Raw genomic sequence first — 12,613 nt, 5'->3', positions numbered from 1 at the left:
CTACTTCTAAATTTTTATCTAATTTTAAAGCGGTGTTTTTATGGAAGAGAATCCAAAAATGGCTAATGCTCATGCAGAGCTTATTGAAGATGATTCAATGGAAATTGAATCTGATGAAGAAGTCATGAATGAAAATCCAAGAGTGGCTAAAGCGGATGCTGAAGTTCAGAAATTGATTTCACAAAAGAGGATTAAGGATTCAGATGATAGGAAGGTATCCAGTGAAATCTTCGATAAGGCAACATTGCAGGTACTTTATAAATTAGCTAATCAAGGTTATTTGGATGTTTTAAATGGTGCTATAAGCACTGGAAAGGAAGCTAACGTATTAAAGGGAATTAAAGAGGATGGCTCAATTGTTGCTGTTAAGATTTATAGGATTGCCACTTCGGACTTTAAGAAAATGCAATATTATATTGCGGGAGACCCTCGTTTTAATGTCAGATCAAGCAATAAAAGACAACTGATAAACAATTGGGTTAATAAGGAGTATAGGAATTTGACAAGGCTTAAGGATGCAGGAGTTAATGTTCCTGAAGCAATTACAAGCTTAAACAATGTTTTAATAATTGAATTCATTGGTGATGAAGATGGAAATCCTGCTCCAACCGTGAAAAACTTGCCTCCACAAGACCCTAATGACTTTTATGAAAAATTAGTGGACCAAATGGATAAGTTCATAAACAAGGCAAATTTGATTCATGGTGACTTATCAAGTTATAATATTCTAAATTTCGATGAAGAGCCAGTGATTATTGATGTATCACAATCTGTTGTTAAGGATCACATTATTGCCCGTGAATTGCTTGAAAGAGACATAAAAAACATTAGTTTTGAATTTAAAAAGATGGGTGTAGACACTTCCATTGAAGATTTGACTAATCGTTTAATAAAAGAATAATTTATTAAAAACCTATCCAAACTTTCTTAGAATGCTAATTGATAAATAGTTTTCAAATGCTCTTGGTAAACCTATTTTTTATAAATATTAAATAAATATTTTTAAGTTCCAATTAGGTTTCCATTTGGGTGTTTATTAATTTAGAATTAATTCTAAGATTAAATTTTGTTATTAATTTTAAATTTATTTAGAATAATAATTTATCAAAATATTTATTAAATTTAATTGAAATATTTAATATATAATTGTAAATGAATTTATTAAAAAATCAAAGAGGTGAATGAATTGCCGGAAACCGATTATCTTAGAGTTCCTGCAGATAGAGTAGGTGCTTTAATTGGAACAAAAGGAGAAACCAAACAATTAATTGAAAATGCAACCAATACTCATTTGGATATTGATAGTGAAGAATGCACTGTAGCTATTTATCCTAATGAAAATATGGAAGATCCTCTTGGTGTATGGAAAGCAAATCATATTGTAAAAGCTATTGCTCGTGGATTCAATCCTCGTGTAGCATTAAAATTAAATAAAGATGATACTTATTTGGAAATAATCAAATTGCCTTTGTATGTTGGAAAATCCAAAAAGGCTATGGCAAGATACAAAGGTAGAATAATTGGAAAAGATGGAAAAACCAGAGAAATAATCGTTGATATGGCTGAAGTTGACATGGCTATTTATGGAAAGACTGTTTCATTGATTGGTGAACTTCAAAATGTGATGGTTGCTAAGGAAGCAGTTGAAATGATTCTTAATGGATCAAGACATAAGTCTGTCTATGCATTTTTAGAAAATAAGAAGAATGAACGTAAAATGAAAGAGTTCAAAGAAGTTGTTGGAATTGAAAGAGATGAAATTCAATTCCGTGATGACTTAGATTAGAATTTTTTCTTTTATTTTTTTATAATTTTATTATTTTTTATTCATTCAATCATATCTTGATTTTTTATTTTTTTATTTTTTATTTTTTTCATTTCTATTATTTTTTCTATTTTTCTAATTTTCATTATCTTTCACTCTTAAATTTATTTCCATATTTCTAATATCTATTTTTATTAATTTTATTTTTACAAATCGATATTGTTTTAACTGCTTCGAATCAATTTTCTTAATTAATTGTTATTTTTCATTAAAGATATATGTATGGTTTAATATTTTTTAACAATATTTTTTGATGTGATGTAATTTAATTATATTTAGCTTAAATTTTTATGCTATATGATGATTTTTTTATTAAAATTTTTATAGTAATTAAAAACTTTTATATACTTTCAACAACATATGTATATATAGTGATATATTTACTATAGTTTTGGCATACTTTTAAAATATTTTACTTATGTTATTGTCTAAAATTTTAGTAACTTTTTCATTTTTGTATAAAAATTTTCCATAAAAATAATATTTGTATATTTTCATTAAAATATTTAATAAATATATGCTATTTTATGATTACATTATCATATAAAAAAATCATCATATGTTTTTTAAGGGGAATTTTTATAAAAATTTCAGTACTTTAAATAATTAAGTATTATTGATTATTTAATGATTAGTTTAATTAATTCATATGTTAATTAAAAACTATGTAAAGGAGGTTTAATTTGTCTCAACAAGCGCAAGAACTCTTTGAGAATTTTGACCAATTAACTCCATCAGAGTTCTTTAGAAAAAATAAACAGATGTTAGGATTTTCTGGTAAAATCAGATCTTTAACTATTGTTTTCCACGAATTGATCACAAACAGTTTTGACGCTGCTGAGGAAGCAGGGATTTTGCCTGAAATTAGAATTGATTTAAAGCAACTCGGAAAAGAGCATTATCTTTTAAGACATTCAGATAATGGTCCAGGTATCCCTGAGGAATTTGTAACTCAAGTATACTGTCAGATGTTTGCAGGTTCCAAATTTAGAAACATCCAATCAAGAGGGCAACAAGGTTTAGGTTGTAGTGGTTGTGTACTTTTATCCCAAATGACCACTGGTGAGTCCACCCATGTAATTTCCGGATGGAAAGAGGATGGTGAGCTCAAAGGGGTTAAAATGGAATTTAAGATGGATGTAAAAAACAACGTTGGAGATATCATTAAAACTGAACATTTCACTCCAGAAAGCACTGGTGTTTGTATCCAACTCCATTTTAAAGAGGTATCATATTCATTAGCTGAACAAGGGGCATTTGAGTACATTCGTAGAACCATGATTGCTAACCCTCATGCAAAGATTACTTTTAGAGACCCTAAAGGGCATAAATACATCTTTAAAAGAGCTGCAGAAATTGTTCCAGTCTTACCTAAAGAAGTATTGCCTCACCCTAAAGGTGTAACTGCAGATGACATTACTCACATTGCAAAAACCACTGATAAGAGAAACTTCAAAAGCATGTTAACTACCAACTTGTCAAGAATGTCCTCCAAGAAGATCAAAGAGCTTCAGGAACTCACTGGTATTGACATGAAAAAACGTCCAAAAAACATGACTTGGGCTGAAGCGGAAGCTATTGTAGAAGCATTTGGAAAAATGAAATTCATGGCTCCTCCTACTTCTGGTCTTATTCCTATTGGTGAAGAGCAAATTGAAAAGGGTATGAAATTAATATTGAAACCTGAATTCATCACTACAATTACAAGAGCTCCTGTTACCTATAAAGGTGGTGTGGCATTCATTGTGGAAGCAGGTATTGCTTATGGTGGAGATGCTGGTAGAATTGTAAATGAACAAAGGAAATCTGAAATCTTAAGATTTGCAAACAGAGTTCCATTGACTTTCGATGCAGGAAGCTGTGCTATTACAGAAGCATTGAAATCTATTGATTGGAGAAGATATGGTCTTAGAGATTTGGATAACACTCCACTTACCTTGTTTGTTAACATTATTTCCACTCAAGTTCCTTACTTATCCACTGGTAAGCAAAGTATCGCACCAGAACCTGAGATTGTTCATGAAATCAGGCAAGCTACCATGAAAATAGCAAGAAAACTTCAAAGACATATCAGATCCAAAAAAGCTGAAAAGGAAAAAGCTATGAGATCTAAAATATTTGAAGATTATGTTCCTGTTATCATTGAAGAGGCAGCATCCCTTGCTGAAACTGGTGTTCCAGATTATAAACCTGTTCTTGCTAAAGTTACAAGAAGAGCATTAGCAGAATTAATGGGTGAAAAGGTTGAAGAAGAGATAGAAGAGGAAGACTACGTCGATTCCTTACTTGAAGAGCTTGACGAATTTGGTCATGTTGTAGACAAGGAACATTCAAGTCGTAAGGACAGAGTTCAAGAATCAGATTTAGATGAAGCGTTAATAGATGATGAAAAACCTAAAAAGAAAAAATCTAAAAAAACTGGACAGTCTACATTGTTTGATTCAGAAGACCAGGAGGAATGATTAGATGGCTGAAGAAACTACTACTCATAAACATACTCACAAAGAGCAAAGGAGACAATACACTTTCAATAAACTCAAGGCATTTGGTCAAGAGATTATAGGGGATGTTGAAAAAGAGAAAGTACCTACATTAAGAATTCCTTCTAGAGGTACTGGAAACATTGTTTATGACCCAGATAAACGTTATTATATCCTCGGAGACAGATTTGGTAAAAGGTCTCTTGGAAATGTAAAGCAAATCAGAAAGTTAGGGCAAATGGTTTATGTTGCTAATTTCTGTAAGGATTTGGTATTAAGAGACAAAACTGCAACTATCAGGGAAATGTATTATATCTCTGAAGGTTGGGGTATTGAATTCAATAACCAACAGGAATCCAACATTGTAGGGGAGGACTTAGAAGTTGCATTAGGTGCTACCCGTGAAGATTTAGGATTAATGCCTGAGGAAGACGGTGCATCCGTTTACGGAGATATCACCTTGCTTGATGGTGAATTTGAGATCAATGCCGCAAGAGCGGGTAAATCTGGCTATACCATTTCACCTACCATTGACCAAGTTGAATTGTTGGATTGTGGTGCTGACTTTGTGCTTGCAGTGGAAACCATGGGAATGTTCCACAGGTTAGTGCAAGAGGATGCTCATAACAGATTCAACTGTTTGATTGTAGGTCTTAAAGGTCAAGCAGCTCGTGCAACAAGAAGATTTATCAAAAGGGTTAATGAAGAATTAGGCCTACCTGTATATATCTGTAACGACGGAGACCCTTGGGGATTCCACATCGGACAGGTAATTATATCTGGAAGTGCAAAATTAGCTCATGTAAATCATGATTTAGCTACTCCTGATGCTAAGTTCTTAGGGGTAACCGCATCCGATATCATTGAATATGATCTTCCAACAGACCCATTGAAAGATATTGATGTATTGAGATTGAAAGAGCTTTCAAAAGACCCAAGGTATCAAACAGAGTTCTGGCAAACCGAGATTAAGAAAATGCTTAAGATTGGTAAAAAAGCAGAACAGCAATCTTTCTCCAAATATGGTCTTGAATATGTAGTAGATACATATTTCCCAGAGAAATTAAGACAATTTGGACAATTATAAAAATTAATTATTTAATTAATTTATTTTTTCTTTTTTTATTTTTTTTATTTTTTAATTATTGTATCTGGAGACTTTTTCCAAACTTCCATCATAATTGTTTTTATAATATTGACAAACCCTTTTTTTATTTTTCAAAACATTTATATAGTACAAGGTTCAATTTTAATATATGCATACCCCATAGGGTATATTGATTTATTTGGTGGTGTTATTTTGAAACAGTGTATGGATTCTGATAATCTTCATAGAAGAATAAAAAAGATTATAGGTCAATTAAATGCTATTGATCGTATGATAGATGAGGATATTCCTTGTGAGAATATTTTAATGCAAGTAAATGCTTCTAAATCTGCTTTACATAAAGTAGGCCATATAATAGTGGAAGGGCATCTTGAGCACTGTATTAAGAATGCAATTGAAGCAGGAGACAGTGATGAAGCAATAAATGATGTTTCTACTATTTTAGAATATTATTCAAGATTATAATTAAAAATTTTCAAAGTTAGAGGGGAATCCTTGGAAATTTTATAGATTAAATTGTTTTTAGGGAGAATTCTTTAAGTTTCTCAAATAAACAATTTTTTCTATTTTTTTTCAAATTATTTGTATACCTATAAGGGTATACCTATATGTATTGGCTTGGAGGGTTAAAATGAACATAAAAAAATTTTTCCTTAACGATAAAAACATAATATCCCATGGTTCTAATAGTCGTAATATACATATTAAGGACTTTTTTATAGATAGTCAAATGAAGGATGTTTTATTCATATTCATTTCCATTATCTCAGTAGTTCTAAGTTTTATAGGTACGGACATATTCAGATTTGACTTAATTTGGATTGCCATATTGTTTTGTGGCATTCCTATTTTTAAGGAAGCAATAATAGGTCTTTGCACAGAATTTGACATAAAGGCAGATGTTCTTGTCTCAGTTGCAATTATTTCTTCAATTCTTATTGGAGAATTATTTGCTGCAGGAGTGATAGCTGTCATTATGGCAATTGGAGGATTTTTAGAGGAATTCACTGTTTCTAAAACAAAAGCAGGAATCAAGAATCTCATTGACCTGAATCCTACAATTTGTACTTTAGTAATCAATTATAATAGAAAAAATGAAAGTGAGATAGTGGTTCCAGCTAATTTGATTAAAGTGGGAGATATTGTAAAAGTTGTTCCAGGGGAAATTGTTCCAGTAGATGGTGAAATAATCCTAGGTGAATCTTCTTTAGATCATTCTGTCTTGACTGGAGAATCCATACCAGTGGATAAAGTAGTTGGTGATGAAGTATATAGTGGAACTATAAATCTTTATGGTTCTTTTTTGATGAAAGCCACTAAAAAAGGAGAGGACAGTTCTCTTCAAAGATTAATTAAAATAGTTGAATCTGCAAGTCCTGAAAATGCGAAAGTGGTTAGAGCAGCGGATAAATGGGCTACTTTCATTGTTGTTATAGCATTTATCTGCGCAGTTTTGACTTTGGTGTATACTGGAGAAATCATACGTGCAGTGACTATTTTGGTTGTATTCTGTCCTTGTGCATTGATTTTAGCTACTCCCACAGCCATTATGGCATCAATTGGAAATTTAACCAAAGTGGGCATTTTAGTCAAAGAAGGGATTTCAATTGAAAAATTAGCTAAAATAGACCATATGGTTTTTGATAAGACAGGTACTTTGACTTATGGAAAACCTGTTGTCACTAAGATTATTGCATATGATAATGCAATTAGTGAAAAAGAATTGATTCGTTTATTCGCTTCATTGGAAAGCCCATCTGAACATCCTTTAGCTAAAGCTATTGTAAAATATTATAAAGACAATTATGATGGAAGTTTGGAAAAAGTTTCAAGCTTCGAAATGATTATTGGAAAAGGAGTTACGGCTACTTTAAGTGATAATAAATTATGTGCCGGCAATGAGGAATTCTTAAAATCATTAGGGGTAAATTTGCCTAGTGATTTTATATTGAATAATATTTCTAGAGATTTAAATCTGGGTGCAACAGCAATTTATCTTTCAAGAGATGGAGAATTATTAGGGGCAGTTTTACTGGCTGACATTTTAAGAGATGATGCAGCAAATCTCATTGACCAATTAGATAAATTAGGTGTAAAATCTACTTTATTAACTGGAGACAATAGGAATGCTGCTGAGCATATTGCCTATGATGTAGGTATTGAGGATTTAAAATACAATTGTCTGCCGGAAGATAAGATCTCTAAGATTAAAGAATTCCAATCCAATGATAGGAAGGTTGCAATGATTGGCGATGGAATAAATGATGCGCCAGCTTTAAGACAAGCGGACATTGGAATTTCAATGGGAGGTGTTGGCAGTGACATCTCAATTGAAGCATCTGATGTATGTCTTGTAAGTGATGACATTAAGTATATTCCACATTTGCTTGCACTTTCTAGAAAAACCATCAGAACTATTAATATTGGAATCGCCTTTGCTTTGGGATTAAATATTATAGCAACAATTCTTGCCGCATTAGGATATTTGGACCCTATTGGGGGAGCATTTGTACATAATATTGGATCTGTAATAGTGATTATCTATTCTTCTTTGCTTTTAAGATTCAAAACAAGGGTTGATTAAACAATAATAATTTCTTAAAAACAGATATGATAAAAAGGTGATAAAAATGATATTTGAATTTGCTATCCTTTGCATATTATTGTTTTTTGTACTTTCATTAGCATTTTTAAGAGCTTGAAATGTTTGAAAAATATTTTAAAATACTGATACTATTTCATTTTTATTTTTTTATTTTTTTTATTTTTTCAGTCTTTTAGGCTTTTTTTTAGTTTTTTTTAGTTTTTTTTTAGTTTTTTTTAGTTTTTTTTAGTTTTTTTTAGTTTTTTTTTAGTTTTTTTAATGTCCCTTTCCATTTCTTTTTTTAAAAAATTTTATTAATGATTTTATTAAAATATTTATCATAAGAATTCTAATTATAGAATATTAAATAGAAATTAAAGAATTAACAAAAGATTATAAAGGTTTTAAATTTGAATATATTGACACCGCCACAATTGTAGTTGAGCCATGGACAAGATTAAAATGTCAATATGGATGTCCTAACTATGGTAAAACACTTGTATGTCCGCCTTATACTCCAAAGGCAGAAGAGTTTGTTGGAATGGTAAATTCATATAAAACTGCCATTTTATTTGAAATAAGTTTGGCTTCTATTGAAGATGATATTGGGGGAATCTCTAAAATAGCATTAGATATAGAGAATTGTTGTGCTCATTTTGGTTATTATAAGGCATTTGGCATGGGTGGTGGTCCTTGTATGGTCTGCAAGTCCAAAGGGGAAGAATGTATATTGGAGGAATCCAATTTGACTGGGTGTAAATATCCTACTGAAGCCCGTCCGTCTGGTGAAGCTTGTGGTGTGGATATTCATAAGACTATTGAAAACAATGGTTTTGATATTTTAGGAATTGATGAGGAGAATAATAGTTATTTCTGTTATGGAATTATTTTATTGGATTAAAAAATTTTTAGGGGGATAAAATGGAATTGAATAATAAGACTACAATAATCATTGTTGTTGCCGTAATATGTTTAACTTTCATATTAGGTACAGCATTATACTTGAACTCAGGGGGAGAAATCAATCCTCTTTCTCAAGATGAGCCAATGCATATTATTAACACTACTTTTTCAACTCAACATTCTTTAGATGCAAAGACAATCTGCGCTATTAATGTTGGTTCTAATCACTCTGATGAAAAGGTAATTGTAGAGGTATTGTATAGTAGAGATGGTGCTAATTTAAATGATGGTGACAAAGTTGAGAAAACTGTTGATTCTGAGGGTAGCATAGTGTGCGAAAGCAAGGATTCATATGACAAGTATCCTGATCATGCAATTGTAACACTTTATGATCTTGATGGGAATGTATTGGATAAGGTTGATGTTAGTTTAGCTACTGATGACAGTACACAAGTGGCTATTGGAAATGGTACGGTAACTGCTAAATCAATCACACAAGCAGAACATTCCGCATCTGACAGCAAATCTGGTTCTAGCGGAAAAAGGGTTACTGAATGGGTAGAGGATTTAGATTTATCTGATAAGGCAGGATATGATTGTCATGTTTACATTCATCATAGAAGTGATGGTACAAAATATTATATAGATGAGGATGGAAAAAAACATTCTGCTCCAGAAAGTCAAGAATGGGTATTTTAATCTCCTTTTAAATGTTTTATATCATATCAAGTAATATCAAATTATATATAGATTGAATTATAAATCTTTAATTATATATTTATTGGATTTATAGAATTTAATGAGTTTATATAAATTTAATATTCATAAAGGAAGTTTAAAAATGAAATCTGTAGCTATTAATGGATTTGGAACTATAGGTAAAAGAGTGGCTGATGCTGTAGCTGCTCAAGATGATATGAAAGTCATTGGTGTAAGTAAAACTAGACCTAACTTTGAAGCAAAAACTGCTGTAGAAGAAAAGGGGTATCCTTTATACATTGGAATTCCAGAAAGGGAAGGTCTCTTTAAAGAAGCAGGAATTGAAATTGCAGGTACTGTTGAAGACATGATTCAAGAAGCAGATATTGTAGTTGACTGTACTCCTGGAAACATCGGACCTCAAAACCTTGAAATGTATAAAAAAGTTGGTGTAAAAGCTATTTACCAGGGTGGAGAAGACCATGAATTAACTGGATTGTCCTTCAACTCATTTTCTAACTATGATGATTCATATGGTGCAGACTACGCAAGAGTAGTATCCTGTAACACTACCGGTTTAACCCGTACCTTACACACTCTTAATCCATTAGTTGACATTAAAAAAGTTCGTGCTGTAATGGTTAGAAGAGGATCTGACCCTTCTGAAATCAAAAAAGGTCCTATTAACGCTATTGTTCCTAACCCTCCAAAAGTGCCTTCTCACCACGGTCCTGATGTACAGACTGTAATGAAAGGCATCGATGTTACTACAATGGCTTTACTTGTACCTACCACTTTAATGCACCAACACAACCTAATGGTTGAAATTGGCAATGAAGTGACTAATGATGAAGTAATCGATACGGCTGCTGGCCTTGACTCAACTGCAGCACTTATGGAATATGCTAAAGATTTAGGAAGAAGCAGAAACGATTTATATGAGATTCCAGTATGGAAAGAATCCATTAACGTTGTAGACAATGAATTGTTCTACATGCAAGCAGTACACCAAGAATCTGATGTAGTGCCTGAAAACGTAGATGCTATCCGTGCAATGTTGGAAATGGAATCTGATAATGAAAAGTCCATTGCTAAAACCAACAAGGCAATGGGAATTTTATAAATCAACATAATTTCAGATATAATTAATTAAATAGAATTATTCTATTTAATTTTCTTACTTTTTTTCTAAATCATAAAATTTATAATTTCTATTTAATTTGTTTAATTTCATTTTTTATATTTTATCATTTTTTTAATTATTTATGGTGTTTTTATGAAAGATAAGGTTATTTTTGGTCCAGCTGGAAAACCAATAGAATTCAATGGAAAAGCACATGAGTCTCCAGAATTTTTAGGGCCTTTAGGATTATATGCATTTGAGTATCAGTCAACTTATGGTGTCAGAATTGGCGAATCCTCTGCACTTAAACTTCGGGAATCTGCAGAAGAGAATGGAGTTTTAATGTCTATGCATTGTCCTTATTATGTAAATGTATGTTCCAAAGAGGAAGAAAAGATTGAAAGCACAATAGACAGATTGGTTCAATCTGCTAAAGTTGGAGAGTTCATGGGTGCATATAGGCTTGTATTCCATCCGGGATTTTATTCAGGCAGAAAACCTGAAACTTGTATGGATCTAGCTAAAAAGACTTACACAAGACTCCTTGAAAGATGTGAAGAGGAAGGAATAGAAAACTTTACTTTTGCACCTGAAACAACTGGAAAACGTTCTCAATTGGGAAATATTGATGAAATCATTGAAATGTGTGCAAGTTTTGATCACTTCGAGCCTACAATTGACTTTGCTCATGTTCATGCAAGGGGAAGAGGAATCCTAAATAATAAAGAGGATTATAATTGCATATTCTCAAAGCTTGAAGACAATTTAGATATCGATAGACTTCACTGTCATTTCACTACAATTGAGTATACCGATAAGGGTGAAAAGAAGCATCATACCTTGGCTGAAGATGATGAATATGGGCCACACATTAAGGATTTGCTTTTGAATCTGATTGAAAACGATTGGAAAGCAACAATTATTTGTGAAACTCCATTAATAGATCAGGATGCCTTAAGAATGAAACAGCTTTATGATACTTTAATTTAGGTAAATTTTTTTTAAAATTTTACTAAATTTTTTCTCAAATCTTAAACTTAATTCCTTTATGAAAATATTTAAATAATGTTAAAAATATAATAAGTAATCTAAACATTCATAAAAAAATTTTAATATTTTTAAACATATTAAGAATAGGGCTAGTTTCAGTGAGATTGAAACCAAGGTTCTTGTATTGGAAACTGCAGGTTATCCTTTCAATTTTGGATTATTGGAAGGGCCTAATCTAGAGATATCTGATAAAGTTCTTTTTGAACAGTATGCTATAGATCAGTGGAGCGGCACCTCTGTTAGAACAGGTTCCTATCTTTTTGATCAAAAGATCATTCCAGATTTTGCATTCAAAATCATAACTGCATATCCAGAGGATTCAGTTATTGGAGAAAACACTTCAATTGAAATTGTTATTCCAGATGTTGAAAAGAATGATTCCATTAAAAAAATAAAATCCAATGTTTTCTTTGATGATGTTGTAGGTCAAGAGAATGCTAAAAAGAAATCAAAATTAATTTACAAGTATCTTCAAGACCCAGAGAAGTTTGGCAATTGGGCTCCTAAGAATGTTCTGTTCTATGGTCTTCCCGGAACCGGTAAAACCATGCTTGCAAAGGCATTGTCAAATGAATTGAACATAAATTTGTTCTTGGTCAAGGCAACCTCATTAATCGGGGATCATGTAGGAGATGCCGCAAATAAGATTCATGATTTATATGAAACTGCATTAAAATCAGCCCCATCCTTGATTTTCATTGATGAAATTGATGCAATAGCATTGCATAGGTCATTCCAATCATTAAGAGGGGATGTTTCTGAAATTGTAAATTCCCTTTTAACTGAAATGGATGGAATCAATCCAAATGATGGTGTTGTAACAATTGCAGCAACCAATAAC

General features: G+C 31.7%; 11 protein-coding genes. All 11 read left to right on the top strand.

Features of this window, described 5'->3' with window-relative positions; translation table 11 throughout:
- Window positions 1-124 precede the first annotated feature (124 nt).
- Entirely contained in the window at window positions 125-901 is a 777-nt protein-coding gene (locus QZU90_RS04515) for a serine protein kinase RIO (RefSeq protein ID WP_296855835.1), read from the top strand.
- Window positions 902-1,186: 285 nt separating this feature from the next.
- Window positions 1,187-1,786, top strand: a complete 600-nt coding sequence (locus QZU90_RS04510) for a KH domain-containing protein (RefSeq protein WP_295605401.1) — start codon at window positions 1,187-1,189, stop codon at window positions 1,784-1,786.
- A gap of 722 nt (window positions 1,787-2,508) precedes the next feature.
- Window positions 2,509-4,287 (top strand): DNA topoisomerase VI subunit B, encoded by a 1,779-nt coding sequence (gene top6B, locus QZU90_RS04505; protein WP_295605399.1) that lies wholly within the window; start codon window positions 2,509-2,511, stop codon window positions 4,285-4,287.
- 4 nt (window positions 4,288-4,291) lie between these two features.
- Complete coding sequence (locus QZU90_RS04500; protein ID WP_295605397.1) at window positions 4,292-5,392, top strand: DNA topoisomerase IV subunit A; 1,101 nt, start codon at window positions 4,292-4,294, stop codon at window positions 5,390-5,392.
- 213 nt (window positions 5,393-5,605) lie between these two features.
- Window positions 5,606-5,878, top strand: a complete 273-nt coding sequence (locus QZU90_RS04495; protein WP_295605395.1) for a metal-sensing transcriptional repressor — start codon at window positions 5,606-5,608, stop codon at window positions 5,876-5,878.
- A 166-nt stretch (window positions 5,879-6,044) separates the two neighbouring features.
- Complete coding sequence (locus tag QZU90_RS04490; protein WP_296855778.1) at window positions 6,045-7,997, top strand: cation-translocating P-type ATPase; 1,953 nt, start codon at window positions 6,045-6,047, stop codon at window positions 7,995-7,997.
- A gap of 367 nt (window positions 7,998-8,364) precedes the next feature.
- Entirely contained in the window at window positions 8,365-8,898 is a 534-nt protein-coding gene (locus QZU90_RS04485; RefSeq protein ID WP_363142477.1) for a DUF2284 domain-containing protein, read from the top strand.
- 20 nt (window positions 8,899-8,918) lie between these two features.
- Complete coding sequence (locus QZU90_RS04480) at window positions 8,919-9,599, top strand: hypothetical protein (RefSeq protein WP_296855775.1); 681 nt, start codon at window positions 8,919-8,921, stop codon at window positions 9,597-9,599.
- A 142-nt stretch (window positions 9,600-9,741) separates the two neighbouring features.
- Window positions 9,742-10,722 carry a phosphorylating glyceraldehyde-3-phosphate dehydrogenase gene (locus QZU90_RS04475; RefSeq protein ID WP_296855774.1) on the top strand — a complete coding sequence of 327 codons (981 nt, stop codon included), beginning with the start codon at window positions 9,742-9,744 and terminating at the stop codon, window positions 10,720-10,722.
- Window positions 10,723-10,875: 153 nt separating this feature from the next.
- A complete protein-coding gene (locus tag QZU90_RS04470) occupies window positions 10,876-11,712 on the top strand; it encodes a TIM barrel protein (protein WP_296855772.1) in 837 nt (278 codons plus the stop codon).
- 124 nt (window positions 11,713-11,836) lie between these two features.
- Window positions 11,837-12,613, top strand: a 777-nt coding sequence (locus QZU90_RS04465) for an AAA family ATPase (RefSeq protein ID WP_296855831.1), incomplete at its 3' end; no start/stop codon positions are given.

The organism is uncultured Methanobrevibacter sp., assembly GCF_902784195.1.
Taxonomy (GTDB): Archaea; Methanobacteriota; Methanobacteria; order Methanobacteriales; family Methanobacteriaceae; genus Methanobrevibacter.
This window is presented reverse-complemented; position numbering and strand designations above follow the sequence as displayed.

What these genes read in the sequence shown, in the direction of transcription:
- QZU90_RS04515 (WP_296855835.1), top strand. Translation starts at nt 125, where the DNA reads ATGAATGAAAATCCAAGAGTGGCTAAAGCGGATGCTGAAGTTCAGAAA.
- QZU90_RS04500 (WP_295605397.1), top strand. Translation starts at nt 4,292, where the DNA reads ATGGCTGAAGAAACTACTACTCATAAACATACTCACAAAGAGCAAAGG.
- QZU90_RS04490 (WP_296855778.1), top strand. Translation starts at nt 6,045, where the DNA reads ATGAACATAAAAAAATTTTTCCTTAACGATAAAAACATAATATCCCAT.
- QZU90_RS04480 (WP_296855775.1), top strand. Translation starts at nt 8,919, where the DNA reads ATGGAATTGAATAATAAGACTACAATAATCATTGTTGTTGCCGTAATA.
- QZU90_RS04475 (WP_296855774.1), top strand. Translation starts at nt 9,742, where the DNA reads ATGAAATCTGTAGCTATTAATGGATTTGGAACTATAGGTAAAAGAGTG.
- QZU90_RS04470 (WP_296855772.1), top strand. Translation starts at nt 10,876, where the DNA reads ATGAAAGATAAGGTTATTTTTGGTCCAGCTGGAAAACCAATAGAATTC.